The sequence below is a fragment of the Streptomyces sp. NPDC020884 genome (assembly GCF_044333935.1).
Classification (GTDB): Bacteria; Actinomycetota; Actinomycetes; order Streptomycetales; family Streptomycetaceae; genus Streptomyces.
The window spans coordinates 266289-289057 of sequence record NZ_JBIRRY010000003.1; the positions used below are offsets into that span (position 1 = coordinate 266289).

A 22769-nucleotide genomic window follows, 5' to 3' on the forward strand; every position below is an offset into this window, starting at 1 on the left:
GGCCGGCCCACCGCCCCGCCCGTCCGGCCCGTGAACCTTTCCGGCCGCTGCGGACAACAGGGGGGTGACAGCCACACCGACCGACGCACCTGGAGGCGCAGTGACCGGACCACCTCCGGCCCGCCCAGGCACCGAACGCGACGACGCCGACGTCATCACGCAGTCCCTGGACGAGCCCGAGCTGTTCGCCGGGCTGTACGACCGGCACGCCCCGGACATCCACCGCTACGCCGCCCGCCGGCTCGGGGAGGGCCCGGCGGACGACATCACGGCGGAGACGTTCCTCATCGCGTTCCGCACCCGGGACCGCTACGACACGTCCCACCGGCTGGCCCGGCCCTGGCTGTACGGCATCGCGGCCAACCTGATCGGCAAGCACCGCCGTAGCGAGGTCCGCGCGCTGAAGGCGCTGGCCCGGACGGGCCACGACCCGGTCGCCGCGTCCTGGAGCGACCGCTCGGACGACCGGATCGCCGTCCAGGCGCCCCTCGCGGGGGCACTGGCCGCGCTCTCCCCCGGCGACCGGCACGTCCTGCTGCTCGTCGCCTGGGCCGACCTCGGCTACCAGGAGGTGGCCGAGGCGCTCCGGATACCGCTCGGCACCGTGAGGTCCCGGCTGAACCGGGCCCGCCGCAAGGTCCGCGAGGCCCTGAGTACCGATCCCGCGTTCGTCCCGGCCGAACAGGAGCTGACCCCGTCATGGACGAAATGACCCAGCTGCGGGAGCTGCGCACCGACGCCCCCGTACCCGACCGCGCCGCCCTCGCCCACGGCCGCGAGCGGCTGACCGACACCATCGCGGGCAACGGCCGCCGCACTCTCCGCCAGCGGGCCGACTGGCGGATCGCCTCGCTCGGCGCGGTGGTGGCGATCACCGCGGCGGCGCTCTTCGTCACACAGATCGTCGACACCTCGGACCCCCGCCAGTCGGCACCGGCGACCGTGACGGGCGACCTCGACCTGTCCGGCCCGGCCGCCGCCCTGGGCCGGGCGGCGGACTTCCTGGACCGACAGGAGGTACCACCGGAGCCGCGCTCCGACCAGTGGATCTACCTCCGGGAGGTGGACACCCAGCAGAAGGACCAGTGGGCCGACGTACCGGCCGAGATCCGGGACAAGATGTCCATGACCTACAGCCCCGACTCCTGGATCCCGTACGACGGCAAGGCCGCGGAGAACGACGAGTCCGACACCGACTACCAGACCGCCCGCGGGTCCTACCGGATCGCCGCGGCCCTGCCCGAGGATCCCGAGGCGCTCCTCGCGAAACTCCGCAAGATCTTCCCCACCGGCAGCGGCCCCGACGGCCCCCCCGAGGCCAAGGCCGAGCACAGCTTCCGCGCCCTGTCGGTCCTGCTGGAGTCGTACCCGATCCCGCCGGACGCGCTGGCCCGGATCTACCGGGCGATGGCCACGGTCGACGGCGTCGAGGTGACCGACCACCTGATCCGGGACGCCTCCGGCCGCCAGGTCATCGCCGTGACCCGCGAGTACGACAAGGGGGACACCCAGCGCGAGATCCTCATCGACCCGGTGGACTACAGCTACGCGGGCGAGCGCGACGTGGTCACCAGGACACACGAGATCTCCGACCCCCACGGCCTGAAGCCCACGGTCTACCAGCGCGGCGACGTCCTGATCGACATCGCGAGGACCAAGGCGGCCGTCGTCGACGCCAGGGGCCAGAAGCCCTGACCGTACGGCACACACCAAGCCCGGCCGCGGGCCCGGAGTCCGGCACAGGGGAGCGGACACCGGGCCCGCGTCCGTCCCCGGGGAGCGGCCAGGGCGGTCAGGGCCCCCGCCCCCGGCACCCACGTGACCGACCCCACCCCCCACTCCGTTAAAACTCCAGCAACAATGAACAGGTGATCACCTCACCCGCACGGGCCCCCCACCGTCGCACCGAGCACGCGCCGACCCCCTACGTCGATCTCTCGCGCGACGAGTGGAGCGCACTGCGGGACAAGACCCCGCTGCCGCTGACCGCCGACGAGGTGGAGCGGCTGCGGGGACTCGGTGACGTCATCGACCTGGACGAGGTGCGCGACGTCTACCTGCCGCTCTCCCGGCTGCTCAACCTGTACGTCCAGGCCACCTCCGGGCTGCGCGGCGCGCTGAACACCTTCCTCGGGGACGCCGGGAACGGGCACGGGGCGCAGCGCGGCACCCCGTTCGTCATAGGGGTCGCGGGCAGTGTCGCCGTCGGCAAGTCCACCAGCGCCCGTATCCTCCAGGCGCTGCTCGCCCGCTGGCCCGAGCACCCGCGCGTCGAGCTGGTGACCACGGACGGGTTCCTGCTGCCGATGAAGGAGCTCAAGGCGCGCGGGCTGACCTCGCGCAAAGGGTTCCCGGAGTCCTACGACCGGCGCGCCCTGACCCGTTTCGTCGCGGACATCAAGGCGGGCAAGGACGAGGTGACCGCGCCCGTCTACTCGCACCTGATCTACGACATCGTCCCCGGCGAGCGGCTCACCGTGCGCCGCCCCGACATCCTCATCGTCGAGGGCCTCAACGTCCTGCAGCCCGCGCTGCCCGGCAGCGACGGCCGCACCAGGGTCGGGCTCGCCGACTACTTCGACTTCAGCGTGTACGTGGACGCGCGCGCCGAGGACATCGAGACCTGGTATCTGAACCGCTTCCGCAAGCTGCGCGCCACGGCGTTCCAGGACCCGTCCTCGTACTTCCGCAAGTACACCCAGGTCTCCGAGGAGGAGGCGCTGGACTACGCGCGCACCATGTGGCGGACCATCAACAAGCCGAATCTGCTGGAGAACGTGGCCCCGACGCGCGGCCGTGCCACCCTGGTGCTCCGCAAGGGGCCGGACCACAAGGTCCAGAAGCTGTCCCTGCGCAAGCTCTGACCGCGCCGCCCCTCTCTGACACTCCGACCGCTGCGACTGCTGCGACCGCTGCGAAGACTCCGACCCGGAAGGCCGGCCACTCCGTGCTGCACCTGCGTCTGATCGTGCCCGCCGACACCACGGACGAGGTCGTCGCCCTGCTGGAGTCCACCGTCGGCACCGCCCATCTGGTGGTCCTGCCGGGAGCCGCCCGCTCCCCCGCCGGTGACGTGGTGATGTGCGACGTGGCGCGCGAGGCCGGCGACGAGCTGATCGGTGCGCTGCGCCGGCTCGGCATCGACAGGTCCGGGTCGATCACCATGGAGAACATGGAGCTGACGCTCTCCGACCACGCCGACCGGGCGGAGGAGGAGGCCCCGGGCGACGGTGCCGACGCGGTGCTGTGGGAGGAACTGACGGAGGCGACGCACGAGGAGTCGACGTTCTCCATCACCTACGTCTCCTTCCTCGCCCTCGCCACCATGCTCGCCGCCTGCGGGGTGATGCTCGACAACGCGGTCCTGATCGTGGGAGCGATGGCGGTCGGCCCGGAGTTCGGTCCGCTGGCCGGGATCTCCACGGCCCTGGTGCAGCGCGCCCCGCGTCTGGTGGCGCGCTCGCTCTGGGCGCTGGTCGGCGGGTTCGCGCTGGCGATGATCGTCACGGCCGGGTTCGCCTGGACGATGGACGCCTTCGGCCTCTTCACCAGCGGGATGATCGACAAGCCCCGGCCCAACACCGGGTTCATCTGGCACCCGGACTGGATGTCGTTCGTCGTGGCGTTCCTCGCGGGCGTCGCCGGGACGCTCTCGCTCACCTCCGCGAAGTCCGGGGCGCTGATCGGGGTGGCGATCTCGGTGACGACCGTCCCGGCCGCCGCCAACGCGGCCGTCGCGTTCAGCTACTCGGACTACCAGCAGACCGTCGGCTCCGGACAGCAGCTGCTCGCCAACCTCGGCGGCATCGTCCTCGCGGGCACACTCACGCTGCTGCTCCAGAAGGGCCTGTGGAAGGTCCGCCACGCGCGGAAGCCCCCGGCGAGCACACCGGGGGCTTCCGTACGGGCGTGACCCGCGCCGGGCCCGACTGCCGGTGCGGACCGGGCAGGGGCGGTGTAGAGAGGAGGCATGTCCCAGCGCCGCGCAGGATCCCGCCCCCGGTGGGCGCTGGTCGCCATCCCGATCGCTTGGATCGTCGCGGTGTCCGTGGTCGATGTTCTCGCGCCGCCCGACATCCATCTCGGTCCGCTGCTCGTCGCGGCCCCGGCGATCACGCCGTCGTTCGGCGGGCCCAGGACCGTGGGCGTGGTCGCCGCACTGGCGGTCATCGCGCAGACGCTCATCGGGGTCATCCGCGATCCTGACGATCTGCTCTCGGCCAACCACGAGGCACAGATCATCGCGCTGATCCTGGTCGGCGCGAGCCTGGTGGTCTTCTGCGTCCTGCGGGAGCGTCACGCGAAGGAGCTCACGCAGGTGCGGTACGTGTCCGAGGTCGCCCAGCGTGTGGTCCTGCCACCGCTGCCCAGGAAGCTCGGCCCCCTGCGCGTCTCCGCCCTCTACCTCGCCGCCGAGGCCGAGGCACGGATCGGGGGGGACCTGTACGCGGCGGCTCGGACCACCTCCGGGACCCGGCTGATCGTCGGCGATGTGCGGGGCAAGGGGATGACCGCGGTCAACGATGCCGCCCTGCTGCTCGGAGCGTTCCGCGTCGCCGCCCACCGCCGGGCGGACCTGGACGAGCTGGTGACCTACCTCGACCGGAGTGTGTGCTGGGACCTGATGGAACCGGGCGAGACGAGCCGCTACGGAGAAACGTTCATCACCGCCACCGTCCTGGACATCCCCGACCGGGACGGACCGGTCCGGATGATCTCCTGCGGGCACCCGCCGCCCGTCATCCTGCGCAACGGCCGGCCGACGACGATGGACGTCCACCGCCCCGCTCCCCCGCTGGGACTGGGCGAACTGGCGCACCCTCGCTACCACGTCGACCGCTTCCCGTTCGAGCCGGGAGACCTCCTGCTGCTGTACACGGACGGTGTCACCGAGGCCCGCGACGCCACCGGCGCGTTCTACCCGCTCACCGACCGGATCACCGGCTGGAGCGAGAGCGACCCCGACGCGTTCATCGAACGCTTCCGGTCCGACCTGCTGCGCCATGTCGGCGGGCACATGAACGACGACGCCGCCATGATCGCCATAACCCGCTCCGCCCTGCCCCGGGCGTGACCAGGCGACCACAGGGCAACCCGGCCCGTACGCCTCTCCCGCACCGCACACCCTCCGGCACCACGCGCGAAAGCCCCCGGCGAGCACACCGGGGGCTTTCCGCAAGCGGGTGGATCTCCGGGCTCAGCCCAGCGCCGACTTCACCACATCGGCCAGCCGGCCCGCGACCGCGCGCGCCTGCTCGATGTCGGCGGCCTCGACCATGACCCGTACCAGCGGCTCCGTGCCCGACTGCCGCAGCAGTACGCGACCGGTCTCGCCGAGCTCGCGCTCCGCCTCGACGACCGCGATGGCCAGCTCGGGCGAGGTGTTCACCCGGGTCTTGTCGACGTCGGGGACGTTGATGAGGACCTGCGGCAGGTGCTGCATGACCCCGGCCAGCTCGGCGAGGCTCCGGCCGGTGGCGGCCACCCGGGCCGCCAGCATCAGGCCGGTCAGCGTGCCGTCGCCGGTCGTGGCGTGGTCCAGGACGACGACGTGCCCGGACTGCTCGCCGCCGAGCGCGAAGCCCTCGGCCTTCATCGACTCCAGGACGTACCGGTCGCCGACCGCCGTCTGGACGAGCTGGATGCCCTCGCGCTCCATGGCCAGCTTGAAGCCGAGGTTGGACATCACGGTGCCGACGACGGTGTCCTTGCGCAGCTGACCGGCGTCCCGCATCGCGAGGGCCAGCACCGCGAGGATCTGGTCGCCGTCGACGATCTCGCCCGCCGCGTCCACGGCCAGGCAGCGGTCGGCGTCGCCGTCGTGCGCGATGCCGAGGGCGGCCCCGTGCTCGACGACGGCGGCGCGCAGCAGGTCCAGGTGGGTGGAGCCGCAGCCGTCGTTGATGTTCAGGCCGTCCGGCTCCGCCCCGATGGTGACGACCTCGGCCCCGGCCCGCGCGAACGCCTCGGGCGAGACCCGTGCGGCGGCGCCGTGCGCCTCGTCCAGGACGACCTTGAGACCGTCGAGCCGGTTGGGCAGGACGCCGATGAGGTGGGCGACGTACCGGTCGAAGCCCTCCGTGTAGTCGGTGACCCGGCCCACGCCGGCGCCGGTCGGGCGGTTCCACGGCTCACCGGTGCGGTGCTGCTCGTAGACCGTCTCGATCCGGTCCTCCAGCTCGTCGGCGAGCTTGTGGCCGCCGCGCGCGAAGAACTTGACGCCGTTGTCGGGCATCGCGTTGTGGCTGGCGGAGAGCATCACGCCGATGTCCGCGCCGAGCGAGCCGGTGAGGTACGCCACGGCGGGCGTCGGCAGCACGCCGACGCGCAGCACGTCCACACCGGCGCTGGCCAGGCCCGCCACGACGGCGGCCTCCAGGAACTCTCCGGATGCCCGCGGATCACGTCCGACCACGGCGGTCGGCCGATGGCCCGCGAAGGTGCCCGCCTCGGCGAGTACATGTGCCGCCGCGACCGAGAGGCCGAGCGCGAGCTCGGCCGTCAGATCGGTGTTGGCGACACCTCGTACTCCGTCCGTACCGAAGAGTCGTCCCACTGGTGTCCTCCGAAGTGCTCCGAAACCGCAAACCACTGCACAGCAAACGAACTGAGCAACCAAACAACGAAAGTGACGAGAAAACGCAGAAAGGCACGTCGGGCGGCATGGCGCGACCGACTTGCCAGATGCGGCGGCGATGTCCGCCGGGCCGCGGTCCCACGCGGGCCGATGAACGTCTTATGCCGTTATACGCCCGCGAGGGCTGATAGACGAACGCCCCAGCAGCACAAAGTGTGCTGCCGGGGCGAACGTGACAGTCGAGCAGGCGAATTTAGCGCTTGCTGTACTGCGGGGCCTTACGGGCCTTCTTGAGACCGGCCTTCTTGCGCTCGACCGCACGGTCGTCGCGGGAGAGGAAGCCGGCCTTCTTCAGCGCGGCGCGGTTGTTGTCCACGTCGGCCTCGTTCAGCGAGCGGGCCACGCCGAGGCGCAGGGCGCCGGCCTGACCGGAGACACCGCCACCCGAGATGCGGGCCACGACGTCGTAGCGACCGTCGAGCTCGAGAACCTTGAAGGGCTCGTTGACTTCCTGCTGGTGCACCTTGTTGGGGAAGTAGTCCTCAAGGGTGCGACCGTTGATCTTCCACTTGCCGGTGCCCGGGATGATCCGGACGCGGGCGATGGCGTTCTTGCGACGGCCAAGGCCGGCCGCGGGCTGCGGGTCGCCGAAGCGGCCCGCGAGCGACTCGGAGGTGTACTCACCCTCGACGGGGACCTCCGACTCGAAGGTGGTCACCTCGGCGAAGGTCTCCTCGCCCTCGGTGCCCTCGACGGGGGTCTCAACAGTGGTCTCGGCCACGATTCTCCTCAGATCTTTCTGTATGTCTTAGGGGGTGGCCGGAACTACTGCGCGACCTGGGTGATCTCGAACGGGACCGGCTGCTGCGCAGCGTGCGGGTGCTGGTCGCCCGCGTAGACCTTGAGCTTCGAGATCATCTGACGGCCCAGGGTGTTCTTGGGGATCATGCCCTTGATGGCCTTCTCGACGGCCTTCTCGGGGTTCTTCGAGAGGAGCTCGTCGTAGCGCACCGAACGGAGACCGCCCGGGAAGCCCGAGTGGCGGTACGCCATCTTCTGGGTCTTCTTGTTGCCGGACAGGTGAACCTTGTCGGCATTGATGATGATGACGAAGTCGCCCATGTCCATGTGGGGGGCGTAGATCGCCTTGTGCTTGCCTCGGAGGAGGTTCGCAGCCGTGGTGGCCAGACGGCCCAGGACGATGTCCTGAGCGTCGATGATGTGCCACTGGCGCGTCACATCTCCGGGCTTGGGGCTGTACGTACGCACTTCGTAGCCTTCGCTTCTTCAGTGGATGGGGTCCAGACACATGGCACCTCTGAAGCGATCATGCAGCTGGGGCTCACAATGCCGGGGACGCTGCCCGTATGCGAGCCACTGGTAACTGCTCCAGAGAACCTACGTAAGGGCCCTTCGCGTGAGAACGACGAAGCCAATACGTATAACAAACCTCGACACTACCCGCCCCGCCCCGGACGGGTCAAAACGGGTCGGCCCTACCGGGCCCGCTCCACCCTCCGCTCGTCCCACACCGGCTCCGCCGTCTCCCGGACCACCCCGTCCGAGCCGAAGACCAGATAGCGGTCGAAGGACTTCGCGAACCACCGGTCGTGGGTGACGGCCATCACCGTGCCGTCGTACACCTCCAGACCGTCCTGCAGCGCCTCCGCCGACTCCAGGTCCAGGTTGTCCGTGGGCTCGTCCAGCAGCAGCGCCGTCGTGCCGGCCAGCTCCAGCAGCAGGATCTGGAACCGCGCCTGCTGCCCACCGGACAGCTTCTCGAACGGCTGGTCCCCCTGCCGCTCCAGCTCGTAGCGCCGCAGGACCGACATCGCCCCGCCCCGGTCCTTGGCCTGCTCGGTCCAGAGGATCTCCACCAGCGTCTTGCCGAGCAGCTCCGGATGCGCGTGCGTCTGCGCGAAGTGACCCGGCACGACCCGCGCCCCGAGTTTCCACTCCCCCGTGTGCGCCACCGGCTCCCCCGCCAGCAGCCGCAGGAAGTGCGACTTGCCCGACCCGTTGGAGCCGAGGACCGCGACCCGCTCCCCGTAGTAGATCTCCAGGTCGAACGGCTTCATCAGCCCGGTCAGCTCCAGGCCCTTGCAGGTCACCGCCCGCACCCCGGTCCGCCCGCCGCGCAGCCGCATCCTGATGTCCTGCTCGCGCGGCGGCTCCGGCGGCGGGCCCGCCTCCTCGAACTTCTTGAAGCGGGTCTGCATCGCGTGGTAGCGGTTCGCCATGTCGGGGCTGTTCGCCGCCTGCTGCCGCATCCGCAGGACGAGCGCCTTCAGCCGGGCGTGCTCCTCCTGCCAGCGCCGCAGCAGCTCCTCGAACCGGGCGAAGCGCTCCTTGCGCGCGTCGTGGTAGGTGGCGAAGCCGCCGCCGTGCACCCAGACGTCGCTGCCCGCCGGGCTCGGCTCGACGCTGACGATCTTCTCGGCGGCCCGGGAGAGCAGCTCCCGGTCGTGGGAGACGAAGAGGACCGTCTTACGGGTCTCCCTCAGCTTTCCCTCCAGCCACCGCTTGCCCGGCACGTCCAGATAGTTGTCCGGCTCGTCCAGCAGCAGGACCTCGTCGGGCCCGCGCAGCAGCGCCTCCAGGACCAGCCGCTTCTGCTCGCCGCCACTGAGCGTGCGCACCTCGCGCCACTGCGCCTTCTCGTACGGGACGCCCAGCGCGGCCATCGTGCACATGTCCCAGACCGTCTCGGCCTCGTACCCGCGCGCCTCCGCCCAGTCGCTGAGCGCCTGCGCGTACGCCATCTGCGCGGCCTCGTCGTCGACGGTGAGGATCTTCTCCTCGGCCGCGTCGACCTCCTTCGCCGCGTTCCGGATGCGGGGCTGGGAGACGGAGACCAGGAGGTCCCGTACGGTCCGCTCGTCCCGCACCGAGCCCACGAACTGCGGCATGACGCCGAGCCCGCCGCTCACCGAGACCGTGCCGCCGTGCGGCTGGAGCTCACCGGCGAGCAGCCGCAGCAGGGTGGTCTTGCCCGCCCCGTTCGCCCCGACGAGCGCGACGACGGCCCCGTCGGCCACCCGGAACGAGGCGTCGCCGAGCAGCACCCGCCCGTCCGGTAGGTAGTACTCCAGGTGGCCTGCTTCGAGATGTCCCATACAGAGCATTGTCACGGTCCGCGAAGCCCGGACCCAACATGTTTACCGATAGCCCTAAACTGCGCGCATGAGCTTTGGGCAAGGGGGGGCCTCCTGGGGGCCCGGGGGCGACGGGACTCCGGACTGGGCGGCGCTGGCGGAGGAATCCGCGGCGCGCACCCGCCGGAAGAGACTGCTGATGATCGGCGGCGGCGCACTCGCCACCGTGGCGATCGGCGCGATCGTGACCACGGCCGTGGTCACGTCGAACGGGGGCGGCAAGGGCAAGGCGGACAAGAACGCCAGTCAGCTGCCCGCCCCCGCCGAGCTCCCCGAGGACACCTCCGCGCCCGCGCCCTCCTTCTCCTCGGTCGCACCGCCGCCCCCGCCGGACCCCAAGGACTACATATCCAGCGCCGGGAAGGACAAGGCGCCGATCACCGTCGACGGGTTCTTCCCCGGCAAGAAGCTGACGATGGGCGGCCGCGTCCACCTCAAGGGCGCGACGAGCAACACCGCGAAGTGCGCGACGGGCACCCAGGGAGCCCTCGGCTCGGTCCTCGCGAACAACGGCTGCAAGCAGCTCATCCGCGCCACCTACCGCAAGGACGGGGTGGCCGTCACGGTCGGCATCGCCGTCTTCGACACGGAGGCCCGCGCGAAGAAGACCGTCGACCAGGCCTCGGGCGGCCTGGCCTCCCTCGGCGGCGGCGGGGTCGACACCTTCTGCCGGGGCGGCACGGTCTGCCTGCGGACCACCAACTCCTACGGCCGATACGCCTACTTCACCGTCGGCGGCTTCCTGAACGGCAAGCGGGTCACCACCGCCGACAAGGGCGTCTACGCGGTCAACAAGGACCTGACGAACTTCACCTTCCGCCAGATCCACCGCCGGGGCCAGCTCCAGGCCTCCCAGGCCGTCGCCGACCCCAACGGCTGACAGCGTCGAACTCCCGGGCCGCCGGCCCGAGTTCTCGCTCAGCAGCAGCCCGCCCCCGGCAACGTCCGCACGTTCCGCGCCTCTTCGGCGCGGGCCGCCAGCAACTCGTCCGCCGGGTAGGCCACTTCCTCCAGCGTCAGCCCGTGCGGGCGCACCACGTGCACCCCGGGGTCGCGCACCTTCGCGGCGAGCACCTCGGCGGGCCAGCCGGCCGGCCGCCGCCCGTCGCCGACGAACAGCGCCGCCCCGATCAGCGCCCGCACCATGTTGTGGCAGAACGCGTCCGCCTGCACGGTCGCGGTGAGCACCCCGGAGGCCGGATCCCGTACCCAGCTCAGCCGCTGGAGCGTACGGATGGTCGTCGCGCCCTCGCGCTTCTTGCAGTACGCGGCGAAGTCGTGCTCCCCCACCATCAGGGCGGCCGCCTCGTTCATCGCGTCCACGTCCAACGGCCGGTCGTGCCAGAGCACATGACCGCGTGTCAGCGGGTCCACCCCGCCGGGCCGGTCACCGACCCGGTAGGCGTAGCGCCGCCAGAGCGCGGAGAAGCGGGCGTTGAACCCGGCCGGCGCGGGCGCCGCTCGCCAGATCCGTACGTCCAGCGGCATCCGGCCCGCCAGCCGGCGCAGCAGCTTCTCCTCGTGCTCGGCCCACACCGCCTCCGGCAGGTCCACGTGGGCCACCTGGCCGCGCGCGTGCACCCCCGCGTCGGTCCGGCCGGCCACTGTCAGGTCGTACGTCACGGCCGACCGGGTCACGGTCCGCAGCGCGTCCTCGATCTCCCCCTGCACCGTGCGCCGGCTGGTCTGCTTCGCCCAGCCGGAGAAGTCCTTGCCGTCGTAGGACAGGTCCAGCCGCACCCGTACGAAACCGGGCTCCGCCGCGTCACTCACCGCGTCATCCTCTCCCTACCCCTGCTCAGCAGAACGGGCCCGCACCGCCCCGAAGGGTGATGCGGGCCCGTTCCGTGGTCGTCAGGACGCTCAGGCGTCCTTCGACTCCGCGTCGTCGGCCGGCTTGGCGTCCTCGACGGACTCGGCCGCGGGGGCCTCGTCCTTCTTGAGGGCGTCTTCCTTGACCGCGCGCTTCGTCGCGGCCTCGGCCTCACCGGTGGCCTGCTGGGCCACGGTCAGCGCCTCGACCAGCTCGATGACCGCCATCGGGGCGTTGTCGCCACGACGGTTGCCGATCTTGGTGATACGGGTGTAACCACCGGGGCGGTTCTCGTATCGGGGAGCGATCTCGGTGAAGAGCGTGTGGACGATGCTCTTGTCCGTGATCGTCTGGAGCACCAGGCGACGGTTGTGGATGTCGCCCTTCTTCGCCTTGGTGACGAGGCGCTCGGCGACCGGACGCAGGCGGCGGGCCTTGGCCTCGGTCGTCGTGATGCGGCCGTGCTCGAACAGCGACTTCGCCAGGTTGGCGAGGAGCAGACGCTCGTGCGCGGCGCTGCCGCCCAGACGGGCACCCTTTGCGGGACGCGGCATGGTGATTCTCCTTGTGTGCTGCACCGGCCGTATCAGGTACCGGTGTCAGTTCCCGCGAGGCGGACGCCTCCCGGAAGTCATACGTGCCAGTAGTGCGCGGAATCCGGCATCAGCCGCATCCAGCCCGTCCGGCGATTGAGGACAAAGCCTCGACCCGGCACGGGGCGCCCAGAAACCCGGGCACCCCCCGCCGGAGGCGATCAGTACTGCTCGGTCTCCACGAAACCGGCGTCCGCGTCGTCGTCGGCGCCGAAGGCGTCGGCGGCGGCGGTCGGGTCGAAGCCGGGAGGCGAGTCCTTGAGCGCGAGGCCCATACCGGCCAGCTTCGCCTTGACCTCGTCGATCGACTTCGCACCGAAGTTGCGGATGTCGAGCAGGTCCGCCTCGGAACGGGCCACGAGCTCGCCCACGGAGTGGATGCCCTCGCGCTTGAGGCAGTTGTACGACCGAACGGTGAGCTCGAGCTCCTCGATCGGCAGGGCGAGATCGGCGGCGAGCGCCGCGTCCGTCGGCGACGGGCCCATGTCGATGCCCTCGGCGTCGATGTTGAGCTCGCGCGCCAGACCGAACAGCTCGACCAGGGTCTTACCGGCCGACGCCATGGCGTCACGGGGACGCATGGCCTGCTTGGTCTCGACGTCGACGATCAGCTTGTCGAAGTCGGTGCGCTGCTCGACACGGGTCGCCTCGACCTTGTACGTGACCTTGAGCACCGGCGAGTAGATGGAGTCGACCGGGATCCGGCCGATTTCCTGGCCGACCTGCTTGTTCTGGACGGCGGAGACGTAGCCGCGACCGCGCTCGACGGTCAGCTCCATCTCCAGCTTGCCCTTGCCGTTGAGCGTGGCGAGAACGAGGTCGGGGTTGTGCACCTCGACACCGGCCGGGGGCGCGATGTCGGCGGCGGTGACCTGACCCGGGCCCTGCTTGCGCAGGTACATCACGACGGGCTCGTCGTGCTCCGAGGAGACGACCAGCTGCTTGATGTTGAGGATGAGGTCGGTCACGTCCTCCTTGACGCCCGGCACGGTGGTGAACTCGTGCAGGACTCCGTCGATCCGGATGCTGGTGACAGCGGCGCCGGGGATCGAGGAGAGGAGGGTGCGGCGGAGGGAGTTGCCGAGGGTGTAACCGAAGCCCGGCTCCAGCGGCTCGATCACGAACCGGGAGCGGAACTCGTCGACGACCTCTTCGGTCAGCGACGGACGCTGAGCGATAAGCATGTGGTGATCCTTCAGTCGTGGGCACCCACTATTTGATGCCCGACAGATGTAACAAGGGTACGGGCGGCACGCCTCCGAAGAGGTGTGCCGCCCGCATCCGGCGCTACTGCCGCACGGCCGTCACCGGCCGTGACGGATCAGACGCGGCGACGCTTCGGCGGACGGCAGCCGTTGTGCGGCGTCGGGGTGACGTCCTGGATCGAACCGACCTCGAGGCCCGTGGCCTGGAGGGAGCGGATCGCGGTCTCACGGCCGGAGCCGGGACCCTTGACGAAGACGTCGACCTTGCGCATGCCGTGCTCCTGCGCGCGGCGGGCGGCCGACTCGGCGGCCATCTGCGCGGCGAAGGGGGTGGACTTGCGCGAGCCCTTGAAGCCGACGTGGCCGGCGGAGGCCCAGGAGATCACGTTGCCCGAGGGGTCCGTGATCGAGACGATGGTGTTGTTGAACGTGCTCTTGATGTGCGCGTGCCCGTGAGCGACGTTCTTCTTTTCCTTGCGACGCACCTTCTTGGCTGCGCCCTGACGACCCTTGGGGGGCATGTCTTGACTCCAGATGGAGAGGGGAGGTGATCGGTCCTACAGCGAAGACCGCTGGTTGCTGCGGGTTCCGGAGAACCGGAGGTCCGCAGTGCGTCCGCTGAGGACTACTTCTTGCCCGGCTTCTTCTTACCGGCGATGGCGCGACGCGGGCCCTTGCGGGTACGCGCGTTCGTGCTGGTGCGCTGACCGTGGACCGGCAGACCACGGCGGTGACGAATGCCCTGGTAGCAGCCGATCTCGATCTTGCGGCGGATGTCGCCCTGGACCTCACGGCGGAGGTCACCCTCGGTGCGGAGGTTGGCGTCCACGTACTCGCGGATCTTGACGAGGTCTTCCTCGGCAAGGTCGCGGACGCGGGCGTCCGGGTTCACGCCGGTGCTGGCGAGGATCTCCTTGGACCGGGTGCGCCCGATACCGAAGACGTAGGTGAGGGCAACCTCCACGCGCTTTTCGCGCGGGATGTCAACACCTGAAACGCGTGCCATTCAATGGCTCCAGTTGTTAGATCGGGGGTCTTCCGCAGTGCCACTCCCGGCCGCCGACCGCTCTCGAGGAGCAGTGGTACGTCCGGGTCCCCGGCCCCCGCCGGAGGTGTCGTCAGCCGTGGCTTGGACGGGCTCTGCGTATGTACGAATTTACGTGCGTCGCGCGAAGAACTGCGAGATGCAGGCGGTCGTGCGTCAGCCCTGGCGCTGCTTGTGGCGCAGGTTGTCGCAGATGACCATGACCCGACCGTGACGGCGGATCACCTTGCACTTGTCGCAGATCTTCTTGACGCTCGGCTTGACCTTCATGGGATGTCAGGTTCTCCGGGTCAGTGCCATCACCCGCCGAAACGGGATGCCGGCAAGATCTACTTGTAGCGGTAGACGATCCGGCCACGCGTCAGGTCGTACGGAGAGAGCTCCACCACGACCCGGTCATCCGGGAGGATGCGGATGTAGTGCATCCGCATCTTGCCGCTGATGTGCGCCAGGACCTTGTGACCGTTCTGGAGCTCCACCTTGAACATAGCGTTCGGGAGGGACTCGATCACGGTGCCCTCAATCTCGATGGCACCTTGCTTCTTGGCCACGCTTCGCCTTTCGAATCGGCTACCTTGATCGGCTCTCGCGATCCCGTGCCTATACATGCGGGCACACGGATGCACCAGAGCCGACGAGTCAGTCTACGTCAGCGGACTCCAAAAGACGAATCCGTCAAGTTTGCCCAGCCGGGGTGATCCTTAGACCTTTCCGAGGGGTCGCATCACCCGATGGGGTCTCCCCCTGGCCCCTACGACCTCGCGGAAGGGTCGGGCGCCGCCTCGACCCCGTACTCCGCGAGCTTCGCCCGGCCGCAGTCCGGGGAGGTCAGGACCAGCGGGCCCTGCTCGGTCAGGGCGATGGAGTGCTCCCAGTGCGAGGACCAGGTGCCGTCCGTCGTGATGACCGTCCAGTCGTCGCCGAGGGTCTCCGTCCGCGCCGTGCCGAGCGAGACCATGGGCTCGATGGCCAGGCAGACGCCGGGGACCAGCTTGATGCCCTTGCCGCGCTTGCGGGAGACGTAGTTCAGCAGGTGCGGGTCCATGTGCATCTCGGTGCCGATGCCGTGGCCGCCGAAGTCCTCGATGATCCCGTACTTGCCGGTGGCCGGGCGGGGCTGGCGGCGGATGTAGGTCTCGATCGCCTTGGAGATGTCGACGAGCCGGTTGTTCACCTTCATCGCCGCGATCCCGGCCCACATCGACTCCTCGGTCACCCGGGAGAGCTCGATCAGCTCCGGAGCGTGACCGGTGCCCACGAAGGCGGTGTACGCGGCGTCGCCGTGCCAGCCGTCGATGATCGCGCCGGCGTCGATGGAGATGATGTCGCCGTCCTTCAGGACCGTCTTCTCGTCCGGGATGCCGTGGACGACGACCTCGTTGACCGAGGTGCAGATGGTCGCGGGGAACCCGCCGTACCCGAGGAAGTTCGACTTCGCGCCGTGGTCCGCGATCACCTTGCGGGCGACCTGGTCCAGGTCGTGCGTGGTGGACCCCGGGACGGCCGCCTCACGGGTGGCGGCGTGAATGGCAGCGACCACCAGGCCCGCCTCGCGCATCTTCGCGATCTGCTCGGGGGTCTTGATCTGCACCATTGCTCGGCGCCTCTCTGCATCGACGGTGACGGGTAGGACTCGGCGTGTTCAACGATACGGGCGCAAGCAGTCGGCCGCGGCGCCCTGAGGCGCCGCGGCCGGCTTGCACTGCGGGTGGTACGGGGTGACGCTCAGGCCTTGTCGGAGGTCTTCAGCGCCTCCATGGCACGGGCGGTCACGTCCGCGACCTGTCCCAGCGCGGAGATGGTCACCACCAGGCCCTGGGCCCGGTAGTAGTCGATGATCGGCTCGGTCTGCGTGTGGTAGACCTCCAGCCGGGTACGGACCGTCTCCTCGCTGTCGTCGTGCCGCTGGTACAGCTCGCCGCCGCAGACGTCGCAGACACCCTCCGTCTTCGGCGGGCTGTACGACAGGTGGAAGACGTGCGCACTGTCCCTGCGGCAGACGCGGCGACCCGCGATCCGCTTCACGACCTCGTCCTCGGGGACCTCGAGATCGAGGACCGCGTCCAGCTTTACGCCCTCGTCCTTGAGCATCACGTCAAGGGCTTCGGCCTGACCCACGTTCCGCGGGAAGCCGTCCAGCAGGAAGCCGCTCACGGCGTCCGACTGGGCCATGCGGTCCTTGGCCATCCCGATGGTGACCTCGTCCGGCACCAGCTGTCCCGCGTCGATGTAGGCGCGGGCCTGCTTGCCAAGGTCGGTGCCCTGGCTCATGTTGGCGCGGAAGAGGTCGCCCGTGGAGATGTGCGGAATCGACAGGTTTTGGGCAAGGTACGCAGCCTGCGTTCCCTTGCCGGCACCCGGAGGCCCGACGAGGACGATTCGCATCAGCGGAGGAACCCTTCGTAATTGCGCTGCTGGAGCTGACTCTCGATCTGCTTCACGGTTTCCAGACCGACACCCACGATGATGAGGATGCTCGTCCCGCCGAACGGGAAGTTCTGGTTCGCACCGCCGAAGCCTGCCAACGCCATCGTCGGCACCAGAGCGATCAGGCCCAGGTACAGCGAGCCCGGCCAAGTGATCCTGTTGAGCACGTAGCTCAGATACTCGGCAGTAGGTCGACCTGCCCGGATACCCGGGATGAAGCCACCATACTTCTTCATGTTGTCGGCAACTTCGTCGGGGTTGAACGAAATGGCCACGTAGAAGAAGGCGAAGAACACGATCAGGACGAAGTACGTCGCGATGTAGTACGGGTGGTCACCCGTCACGAAGTTGTCCGTGATCCAGGTCGCCCAGCCCGCCTTGGAGTTGGAGAACTGGACGATCAGCGCCGGAATGTAGAGCAGCGACGAGGCGAAGATGACGGGAATCACACCCGCCTGGTTCACCTTCAGCGGGATGTACGTGGACGTACCGCCGTAGGACCTGCGTCCGATCATGCGCTTCGCGTACTGCACCGGGATACGGCGCTGGGCCTGCTCGACGAAGACGACGAGGCCGACCATCACGAAGCCGATGAGGATGACCGTGCCGAACTCGATCCAGCCGTCGGCCAGCTTGCCGCTCTCCTTGATGGCCCACAGGGCGCCGGGGAACGTGGCGGCGATCGAGATGAACATGAGGATCGACATGCCGTTGCCGATGCCGCGGTCGGTGATGAGCTCACCGAGCCACATGACGGCAGCCGTACCGGCGGTCATCGTGAGGACCATGATGACCGTGGTGAAGATCGACTTGTTCGCGACGATCTGGTCGCCCACGGAGCAGTTCTGGAAGAGCGCACCGCTGCGGGCGGTGGCGACGAGGCCGGTGCCCTGGAGGATGGCCAGCGCGACCGTCAGATAACGCGTGTACTGCGTGATCTTGGCCGTGCCGGACTGCCCCTCCTTCTTCAGGGCTTCCAGGCGCGGGATCACGACGGTCAGCAGCTGGAGAATGATGCTCGCCGTGATGTACGGCATGATGCCGAGCGCGAAGATGGTGATCTGCAACAGGGCGCCACCGCTGAACATCTGCATCAGACCGAGGAGGCCACCCGAGTCGGCCTGGTCGATGCACTGCTGCACCTTCGCGTAGTCGACGCCAGGGGCCGGGACATGCGCCCCGAGCCGGTAGATCACGATGATGCCGAGCGTGAAGAGCAGCTTCTTGCGCAGGTCGGGCGTCTTGAACGCTCGGGCGAACGCGGTGAACACGGTGCCTCCTGCGACCCCCGCGCTATGCGTCAGAGGCGACGGGTCTGGATGGGACTGGATGGGTTCGGATACAAGGCAGCCCTACATCGTAAGGAGGCCACAAAAGATTAACGGCGCTACCCTACCCGGCCGGGGACTGAGCAGGAAACACGCACTGCACACCGGTGCACCACCCGTCCCCGGACCCACGCCGTGAAAGACCGCCTAAGCCACACCATTTGGGACGCGAACGCCCCTCGACTCCCCCACCGCCGGTGCGGTGGACACCCGTTCAACCTTTCCCGAGCCTTTACGGTTCCCGTACAGCGCCACCAACGCGGAAAAGCCTGGCCGGCCACCTCCGAAGAGGCGGCCGACCAGGCTCAGGTCCGTACCCGGGCTCAGACGAGCTCGGTGACCGTACCGCCGGCGGCGGTGATCTTCTCCTTGGCGGAGCCGGAGACGGCGTCAACCGAAACCTGCAGCGCCACGGAGATCTCGCCCTGTCCGAGGACCTTGACGAGGTGGTTGTTGCGCACAGCGCCCTTGGCGACCAGATCGGCCACCGTGACCTCTCCACCCTCGGGGTAGAGCGTCGCGAGCTTGTCCAGGTTCACGACCTGGAACTCCGTGCGGAACGGGTTCTTGAAGCCCTTGAGCTTCGGGAGACGCATGTGGAGGGGCATCTGGCCACCCTCGAAGCGCTCCGGAACCTGGTAACGAGCCTTCGTACCCTTGGTACCACGGCCTGCGGTCTTACCCTTGGACGCCTCACCACGACCCACACGGGTCTTGGCGGTCTTGGCGCCCGGGGCAGGCCGGAGGTTGTGGGCCTTCAGCGGGCTGTTCTCCGCCATGTCAGTCAACCTCCTCAACCGTCACGAGGTGGCGGACGGTGTTGGCCATTCCGCGGAACTCGGGGCGGTCCTCCTTGACAACCGAGTCGTTCAGGCGCTTGAGCCCGAGCGAACGCAGGGTGTCGCGGTGGTTCTGCTTGCTGCCGATGTACGACTTCGTCTGCGTGATCTTGAGGCGAGCCATTACGCACCCGCTCCCGCACGTGCACGAAGCAGAGCCGCGGGGGCGACGTCCTCGAGGGGCAGACCACGGCGGGCCGCGATCTCCTCGGGACGCTGCAGACCCTGAAGGGCCGCCACGGTCGCGTGCACGATGTTGATCGCGTTGGACGAGCCAAGCGACTTCGACAGGATGTCGTGAACGCCGGCGCACTCGAGCACGGCGCGCACCGGGCCACCGGCGATAACGCCGGTACCGGGGGACGCCGGCTTGAGCAGGACGACGCCCGCAGCCTTCTCGCCCGTGATCGGGTGAGGGATGGTGCCCTGGATACGCGGGACCTTGAAGAAGCTCTTCTTGGCCTCTTCGACGCCCTTGGCGATGGCCGCGGGAACTTCCTTGGCCTTGCCGTATCCGACACCGACGGTGCCGTCACCATCGCCCACCACGACCAGCGCGGTGAAGCTGAAGCGACGACCACCCTTCACGACCTTGGCGACGCGGTTGATCGCGACGACACGCTCGACGTACGCGGTCTTCTCGGCGGCAGCGCCACCGTCACGGCCCTTCCGGTCCCGCCGCTCGCCGCCACCGGCACCGCTTCCGCGGCGCTGGGGTCCAGCCATTGGATTTACCTCTCTCTGTTACGTCCGCTGTGCGTAGGAACCGGGGCTTAGAACTTCAGCCCGGCTTCACGGGCGGCGTCAGCCAGAGCGGCAATCCGCCCGGCGTACTGGTTACCACCGCGGTCAAACACGACGGCCTCGACGCCTGCAGCCTTGGCACGCTCGGCGACCAGGGCGCCGACCTGCTGGGCCTGGGCACTCTTGTCGCCTTCGCCACCACGGATCGAGGTGTCCAGGGTCGACGCCGACGCGAGCGTGTGGCCCGCGATGTCGTCGATGACCTGGGCCACGATGTGGCGGTTGGAACGCGTCACGACCAAGCGAGGACGCTCCGGCGAACCGGAGATGTGCTTGCGGACGCGGATGTGGCGGCGCTTGAGGGCGGCACGCTTGTACGCGTCGCCCTTGGCGATCTTCACACCGTATGCCATGGCTACTTACCAGCCTTTCCGACCTTGCGGCGGATGACCTCGCCCGCGTACTTGACGCCCTTGGCCTTGTACGGGTCGGGCTTCCGCAGCTTGCGGATGTTGGCGGCTACCTCGCCGACCTTCTGCTTGTCGATGCCCTCGACGCTGAGCTTCGTGGGCGACTCGACCTTGAAGGTGATGCCAGCCGGAGCCTCGATGAGGATCGGGTGGCTGTAGCCCAGGGCGAACTCCAGGTTGGAGCCCTTCGCCTGGACGCGGTAACCGACACCGCTGATCTCGAGCGCCTTGGAGTATCCCGCGGTCACGCCGGTGATCATGTTCGCCACCAGCGTGCGGGACAGGCCGTGGAGGGCCTTGTTCTGACGCTCGTCGTTCGGGCGGGAGACGTTGAGCACGCCGTCCTCACCCTTGGAGACCTCGATCGGCGCGGCGACGGTGTGCGTGAGGGAGCCCTTGGGGCCCTTCACGGCGACCGTACGGCCATCGATGGTGACGTCCACACCGGCGGGAACCTGGATGGGGAGCTTGCCGATTCGCGACATGAGCTTTCCTTCCTTTCCCGACTACCAGACGTAGGCGAGGACTTCCCCACCTACGCCCTTCTTGCCTGCCTGCTGGCCGGTCAGGAGGCCGTGGGACGTGGAGATGATCGCCACGCCCAGGCCGCCGAGAACCTTCGGCAGGTTGGTGGACTTTGCGTATACACGCAGACCCGGCTTCGAAATCCGCTTGATGCCGGCGATCGAGCGCTCGCGGTTCGGGCCGAACTTCAGCTCGAGGACGAGGCTCTTGCCGACCTCGGCGTCCTCGACCTTCCAGCCGGTGATGAAGCCCTCCTGCTGGAGGATCTCCGCGATGTGCGACTTGATCTTGCTGTGCGGCATCGCGACGTCGTCGTGATACGCCGAGTTCGCGTTGCGCAGACGCGTGAGCATGTCTGCGATGGGATCAGTCATGGTCATGAGTTGGCCTTCGGCCTCTCTCGCCGGGGTTTCCTGTATGCGCCATCCCTCTCCCCACTCAGTGGCGGGACGGGTGCGGTGCGGGGACCTACGGCGTAGTAAGTCGGTCTTGGGCGGCAGGCGCCCAACCCTTCAAGCCTACGGCATGAAAGGAGGGGCTCCTGCCGACCAGATACTTACCGAGAGTCTCCGGAACTTCCCTTTGCCCGAGGGCAGAGGGGAGTTACCAGGAGCTCTTGGTCACGCCCGGCAGCTCGCCACGGTGAGCCATCTCACGAAGGCACACGCGGCACAGGCCGAACTTGCGGTAGACGGAGTGGGGCCGGCCGCAGCGCTGGCAGCGGGTGTACCCGCGAACGCCGAACTTCGGCTTGCGGGCGGCCTTAGCGATCAGAGCCTTCTTCGCCACGGTCAGTTCTCCTTGAACGGGAAGCCGAGGTGACGAAGGAGGGCACGACCCTCGTCGTCGTTGGTCGCCGTGGTGACCACGGTGATGTCCATGCCCCGGACCCGGTCGATCTTGTCCTGGTCGATCTCGTGGAACATGACCTGCTCCGTGAGACCGAAGGTGTAGTTGCCACGGCCGTCGAACTGCTTCGGCGACAGGCCACGGAAGTCACGGATACGCGGCAGCGCGAGCGACAGCGTACGGTCCAGGAACTCCCACATCCGGTCACCGCGGAGGGTGACGTGGCAGCCGATGGGCTGGCCCTCGCGCAGCTTGAACTGCGCGATGGACTTGCGGGCCTTCGTGACGGCCGGCTTCTGACCGGTGATCGTGGTGAGGTCCTTGACGGCACCGTCGATCAGCTTGGAGTCGCGGGCGGCGTCGCCCACACCCATGTTGACCACGATCTTGACCAGACCGGGAACCTGCATGACGTTCTCGTACGAGAACTCCTCACGCAGCTTGCCGGCGATTTCCTCGCGGTAGCGCGTCTTGAGACGCGGCGCAGTGGTGGCAGTCATCAGATGTCCTCACCGGTCCGCTTGGCAACGCGGATCTTGTTGCCCTCGTCGTCAAAGCGGTAGCCGACGCGGGTGACAACCTTGTTGCCGTCCTTCTCCACGACCAGCTGAACGTTGCTGACGTGGATCGGGGCCTCGGTGGTGACAATGCCACCCGTCTGCGAACCGCGAGCCGTCTGACCGGCCTTGGTGTGCTTCTTGACCCGGTTGACACCCTCGACGAGGACGCGGTCCTGAGCGGGGTAGGCAACGATGACCTTGCCCTGCTTGCCCTTGTCCTTACCGGTGATGACCTGAACCAGGTCGCCCTTCTTGACCTTCATGCTTACAGCACCTCCGGCGCGAGCGAGATGATCTTCATGAACTTCTTCTCGCGCAGCTCCCGGCCCACCGGGCCGAAGATGCGGGTGCCGCGGGGGTCGCCGTCGTTCTTCAGAATGACGGCGGCGTTCTCGTCGAAGCGGATGTACGAGCCATCCTGACGGCGACGCTCCTTGACGGTGCGAACGATGACGGCCTTGACGACGTCACCCTTCTTCACGTTGCCACCGGGGATCGCGTCCTTGACGGTGGCGACGATGACGTCGCCGATACCCGCGTAGCGGCGACCCGAGCCACCGAGAACACGAATGGTGAGAATTTCCTTCGCACCCGTGTTGTCGGCGACGCGCAGTCGCGACTCCTGCTGGATCACGTCTA

General features: G+C 68.5%; 30 protein-coding genes. 6 read left to right on the top strand and 24 right to left on the bottom strand.

Features of this window, described 5'->3' with window-relative positions; all coding sequences use genetic code 11:
* The first annotated feature begins 100 nt into the window (after positions 1–100).
* The 5 genes from ACH4UK_RS12060 to ACH4UK_RS12080 all read left to right on the top strand — a co-directional run bounded on the left by ACH4UK_RS12060 (position 101) and on the right by ACH4UK_RS12080 (position 5074).
* Positions 101–712, top strand: a complete 612-nt coding sequence (locus tag ACH4UK_RS12060; protein WP_398355943.1) for an RNA polymerase sigma factor — start codon at positions 101–103, stop codon at positions 710–712.
* Entirely contained in the window at positions 700–1695 is a 996-nt protein-coding gene (locus tag ACH4UK_RS12065; protein ID WP_398355944.1) for a CU044_5270 family protein, read from the top strand. Before ACH4UK_RS12060 ends, ACH4UK_RS12065 begins: the two co-directional genes overlap by 13 nt.
* A 173-nt stretch (positions 1696–1868) precedes the next feature.
* Positions 1869–2864, top strand: coding sequence for a type I pantothenate kinase (gene coaA / locus ACH4UK_RS12070; RefSeq protein ID WP_097955925.1), 996 nt, complete (start codon positions 1869–1871; stop codon positions 2862–2864).
* Between the two features lie 83 nt (positions 2865–2947).
* Complete coding sequence (locus ACH4UK_RS12075; protein ID WP_398355945.1) at positions 2948–3913, top strand: DUF389 domain-containing protein; 966 nt, start codon at positions 2948–2950, stop codon at positions 3911–3913.
* Positions 3914–3970: 57 nt separating this feature from the next.
* Complete coding sequence (locus ACH4UK_RS12080; protein ID WP_398355946.1) at positions 3971–5074, top strand: PP2C family protein-serine/threonine phosphatase; 1104 nt, start codon at positions 3971–3973, stop codon at positions 5072–5074.
* 123 nt (positions 5075–5197) lie between these two features.
* Here ACH4UK_RS12080 and glmM read toward each other — a convergent pair whose 3' ends face one another.
* The 4 genes from glmM to ACH4UK_RS12100 form a co-directional block, all read right to left on the bottom strand.
* The gene (gene glmM / locus ACH4UK_RS12085; protein WP_398355947.1) at positions 5198–6556 is read right to left on the bottom strand and encodes a phosphoglucosamine mutase; all 1359 of its coding nucleotides are present in this window, start codon (positions 6554–6556) and stop codon (positions 5198–5200) included.
* 274 nt (positions 6557–6830) lie between these two features.
* A complete protein-coding gene (gene rpsI / locus ACH4UK_RS12090) occupies positions 6831–7358 on the bottom strand; it encodes a 30S ribosomal protein S9 (protein WP_392946641.1) in 528 nt (175 codons plus the stop codon).
* A gap of 44 nt (positions 7359–7402) precedes the next feature.
* Complete coding sequence (gene rplM, locus ACH4UK_RS12095; RefSeq protein WP_352240245.1) at positions 7403–7846, bottom strand: 50S ribosomal protein L13; 444 nt, start codon at positions 7844–7846, stop codon at positions 7403–7405.
* A 227-nt stretch (positions 7847–8073) separates the two neighbouring features.
* The gene (locus ACH4UK_RS12100) at positions 8074–9693 is read right to left on the bottom strand and encodes an ABC-F family ATP-binding cassette domain-containing protein (protein WP_398355948.1); all 1620 of its coding nucleotides are present in this window, start codon (positions 9691–9693) and stop codon (positions 8074–8076) included.
* 67 nt (positions 9694–9760) lie between these two features.
* Here ACH4UK_RS12100 and ACH4UK_RS12105 point away from each other — a divergent pair, with 67 nt between their 5' ends.
* The gene (locus tag ACH4UK_RS12105; RefSeq protein ID WP_398355949.1) at positions 9761–10612 is read left to right on the top strand and encodes a hypothetical protein; all 852 of its coding nucleotides are present in this window, start codon (positions 9761–9763) and stop codon (positions 10610–10612) included.
* A 38-nt stretch (positions 10613–10650) separates the two neighbouring features.
* On the opposite strand, the gene truA is transcribed toward ACH4UK_RS12105, so the two are convergent.
* The 20 genes from truA to rplN form a co-directional block, all read right to left on the bottom strand.
* Positions 10651–11505 carry a tRNA pseudouridine(38-40) synthase TruA gene (truA, locus tag ACH4UK_RS12110; RefSeq protein ID WP_398355950.1) on the bottom strand — a complete coding sequence of 285 codons (855 nt, stop codon included), beginning with the start codon at positions 11503–11505 and terminating at the stop codon, positions 10651–10653.
* Positions 11506–11595: 90 nt separating this feature from the next.
* Complete coding sequence (gene rplQ, locus ACH4UK_RS12115) at positions 11596–12099, bottom strand: 50S ribosomal protein L17 (RefSeq protein ID WP_018960210.1); 504 nt, start codon at positions 12097–12099, stop codon at positions 11596–11598.
* A 200-nt stretch (positions 12100–12299) separates the two neighbouring features.
* Complete coding sequence (locus ACH4UK_RS12120; protein WP_202275769.1) at positions 12300–13322, bottom strand: DNA-directed RNA polymerase subunit alpha; 1023 nt, start codon at positions 13320–13322, stop codon at positions 12300–12302.
* A 137-nt stretch (positions 13323–13459) separates the two neighbouring features.
* The gene (gene rpsK / locus ACH4UK_RS12125; protein ID WP_003956432.1) at positions 13460–13864 is read right to left on the bottom strand and encodes a 30S ribosomal protein S11; all 405 of its coding nucleotides are present in this window, start codon (positions 13862–13864) and stop codon (positions 13460–13462) included.
* Between the two features lie 104 nt (positions 13865–13968).
* Complete coding sequence (gene rpsM / locus ACH4UK_RS12130; protein WP_007446719.1) at positions 13969–14349, bottom strand: 30S ribosomal protein S13; 381 nt, start codon at positions 14347–14349, stop codon at positions 13969–13971.
* Between the two features lie 195 nt (positions 14350–14544).
* A complete protein-coding gene (gene rpmJ, locus ACH4UK_RS12135) occupies positions 14545–14658 on the bottom strand; it encodes a 50S ribosomal protein L36 (RefSeq protein WP_003956441.1) in 114 nt (37 codons plus the stop codon).
* Between the two features lie 59 nt (positions 14659–14717).
* Entirely contained in the window at positions 14718–14939 is a 222-nt protein-coding gene (gene infA, locus ACH4UK_RS12140) for a translation initiation factor IF-1 (protein WP_003956442.1), read from the bottom strand.
* Between the two features lie 200 nt (positions 14940–15139).
* On the bottom strand, positions 15140–15982 hold the full coding sequence (gene map / locus ACH4UK_RS12145) for a type I methionyl aminopeptidase (protein WP_398355951.1): 843 nt from the start codon (positions 15980–15982) through the stop codon (positions 15140–15142).
* Between the two features lie 131 nt (positions 15983–16113).
* Positions 16114–16773: an adenylate kinase gene (locus tag ACH4UK_RS12150; RefSeq protein WP_398355952.1), complete on the bottom strand. Its 660-nt coding sequence runs from the start codon at positions 16771–16773 to the stop codon at positions 16114–16116.
* Positions 16773–18086, bottom strand: coding sequence for a preprotein translocase subunit SecY (secY, locus tag ACH4UK_RS12155; protein WP_398355953.1), 1314 nt, complete (start codon positions 18084–18086; stop codon positions 16773–16775). Before secY ends, ACH4UK_RS12150 begins: the two co-directional genes overlap by 1 nt.
* A 380-nt stretch (positions 18087–18466) precedes the next feature.
* Entirely contained in the window at positions 18467–18922 is a 456-nt protein-coding gene (gene rplO, locus ACH4UK_RS12160; RefSeq protein WP_215105390.1) for a 50S ribosomal protein L15, read from the bottom strand.
* Between the two features lies 1 nt (position 18923).
* Positions 18924–19106: a 50S ribosomal protein L30 gene (rpmD, locus tag ACH4UK_RS12165; protein WP_015610734.1), complete on the bottom strand. Its 183-nt coding sequence runs from the start codon at positions 19104–19106 to the stop codon at positions 18924–18926.
* Positions 19106–19708 carry a 30S ribosomal protein S5 gene (gene rpsE / locus ACH4UK_RS12170; RefSeq protein WP_097866720.1) on the bottom strand — a complete coding sequence of 201 codons (603 nt, stop codon included), beginning with the start codon at positions 19706–19708 and terminating at the stop codon, positions 19106–19108. The genes rpmD and rpsE overlap by 1 nt, the downstream gene beginning before the upstream one ends.
* A gap of 47 nt (positions 19709–19755) precedes the next feature.
* A complete protein-coding gene (gene rplR / locus ACH4UK_RS12175; RefSeq protein ID WP_015610732.1) occupies positions 19756–20139 on the bottom strand; it encodes a 50S ribosomal protein L18 in 384 nt (127 codons plus the stop codon).
* A gap of 2 nt (positions 20140–20141) precedes the next feature.
* Entirely contained in the window at positions 20142–20681 is a 540-nt protein-coding gene (rplF, locus tag ACH4UK_RS12180) for a 50S ribosomal protein L6 (RefSeq protein ID WP_215105392.1), read from the bottom strand.
* A gap of 21 nt (positions 20682–20702) precedes the next feature.
* A complete protein-coding gene (gene rpsH / locus ACH4UK_RS12185) occupies positions 20703–21101 on the bottom strand; it encodes a 30S ribosomal protein S8 (protein ID WP_073792868.1) in 399 nt (132 codons plus the stop codon).
* Between the two features lie 223 nt (positions 21102–21324).
* A complete protein-coding gene (locus tag ACH4UK_RS12190) occupies positions 21325–21510 on the bottom strand; it encodes a type Z 30S ribosomal protein S14 (RefSeq protein ID WP_003948630.1) in 186 nt (61 codons plus the stop codon).
* A 2-nt stretch (positions 21511–21512) separates the two neighbouring features.
* A complete protein-coding gene (gene rplE, locus ACH4UK_RS12195) occupies positions 21513–22070 on the bottom strand; it encodes a 50S ribosomal protein L5 (RefSeq protein ID WP_003966948.1) in 558 nt (185 codons plus the stop codon).
* Complete coding sequence (gene rplX, locus ACH4UK_RS12200; protein WP_031127480.1) at positions 22070–22393, bottom strand: 50S ribosomal protein L24; 324 nt, start codon at positions 22391–22393, stop codon at positions 22070–22072. Before rplX ends, rplE begins: the two co-directional genes overlap by 1 nt.
* Before the next feature lie 2 nt (positions 22394–22395).
* Positions 22396–22764, bottom strand: coding sequence for a 50S ribosomal protein L14 (gene rplN / locus ACH4UK_RS12205; protein ID WP_003966950.1), 369 nt, complete (start codon positions 22762–22764; stop codon positions 22396–22398).
* Positions 22765–22769 lie beyond the last annotated feature (5 nt).

What these genes read in the sequence shown, in the direction of transcription:
- rpmD (WP_015610734.1), bottom strand. Translation starts at nt 19,106, where the DNA reads ATGGCTCGCCTCAAGATCACGCAGACGAAGTCGTACATCGGCAGCAAG.
- ACH4UK_RS12065 (WP_398355944.1), top strand. Translation starts at nt 700, where the DNA reads ATGGACGAAATGACCCAGCTGCGGGAGCTGCGCACCGACGCCCCCGTA.
- rpsK (WP_003956432.1), bottom strand. Translation starts at nt 13,864, where the DNA reads ATGCCCCCCAAGGGTCGTCAGGGCGCAGCCAAGAAGGTGCGTCGCAAG.
- ACH4UK_RS12120 (WP_202275769.1), bottom strand. Translation starts at nt 13,322, where the DNA reads ATGCTTATCGCTCAGCGTCCGTCGCTGACCGAAGAGGTCGTCGACGAG.
- rpmJ (WP_003956441.1), bottom strand. Translation starts at nt 14,658, where the DNA reads ATGAAGGTCAAGCCGAGCGTCAAGAAGATCTGCGACAAGTGCAAGGTG.
- ACH4UK_RS12150 (WP_398355952.1), bottom strand. Translation starts at nt 16,773, where the DNA reads ATGCGAATCGTCCTCGTCGGGCCTCCGGGTGCCGGCAAGGGAACGCAG.
- rplF (WP_215105392.1), bottom strand. Translation starts at nt 20,681, where the DNA reads ATGTCGCGAATCGGCAAGCTCCCCATCCAGGTTCCCGCCGGTGTGGAC.
- rpsM (WP_007446719.1), bottom strand. Translation starts at nt 14,349, where the DNA reads ATGGCACGCGTTTCAGGTGTTGACATCCCGCGCGAAAAGCGCGTGGAG.
- rplQ (WP_018960210.1), bottom strand. Translation starts at nt 12,099, where the DNA reads ATGCCGCGTCCCGCAAAGGGTGCCCGTCTGGGCGGCAGCGCCGCGCAC.
- map (WP_398355951.1), bottom strand. Translation starts at nt 15,982, where the DNA reads ATGGTGCAGATCAAGACCCCCGAGCAGATCGCGAAGATGCGCGAGGCG.
- rpsE (WP_097866720.1), bottom strand. Translation starts at nt 19,708, where the DNA reads ATGGCTGGACCCCAGCGCCGCGGAAGCGGTGCCGGTGGCGGCGAGCGG.
- ACH4UK_RS12100 (WP_398355948.1), bottom strand. Translation starts at nt 9,693, where the DNA reads ATGGGACATCTCGAAGCAGGCCACCTGGAGTACTACCTACCGGACGGG.
- rplX (WP_031127480.1), bottom strand. Translation starts at nt 22,393, where the DNA reads ATGAAGGTCAAGAAGGGCGACCTGGTTCAGGTCATCACCGGTAAGGAC.
- ACH4UK_RS12105 (WP_398355949.1), top strand. Translation starts at nt 9,761, where the DNA reads ATGAGCTTTGGGCAAGGGGGGGCCTCCTGGGGGCCCGGGGGCGACGGG.
- rplO (WP_215105390.1), bottom strand. Translation starts at nt 18,922, where the DNA reads ATGGCGGAGAACAGCCCGCTGAAGGCCCACAACCTCCGGCCTGCCCCG.
- rpsH (WP_073792868.1), bottom strand. Translation starts at nt 21,101, where the DNA reads ATGACCATGACTGATCCCATCGCAGACATGCTCACGCGTCTGCGCAAC.
- rplE (WP_003966948.1), bottom strand. Translation starts at nt 22,070, where the DNA reads ATGACTGCCACCACTGCGCCGCGTCTCAAGACGCGCTACCGCGAGGAA.
- rplR (WP_015610732.1), bottom strand. Translation starts at nt 20,139, where the DNA reads ATGGCATACGGTGTGAAGATCGCCAAGGGCGACGCGTACAAGCGTGCC.
- ACH4UK_RS12080 (WP_398355946.1), top strand. Translation starts at nt 3,971, where the DNA reads ATGTCCCAGCGCCGCGCAGGATCCCGCCCCCGGTGGGCGCTGGTCGCC.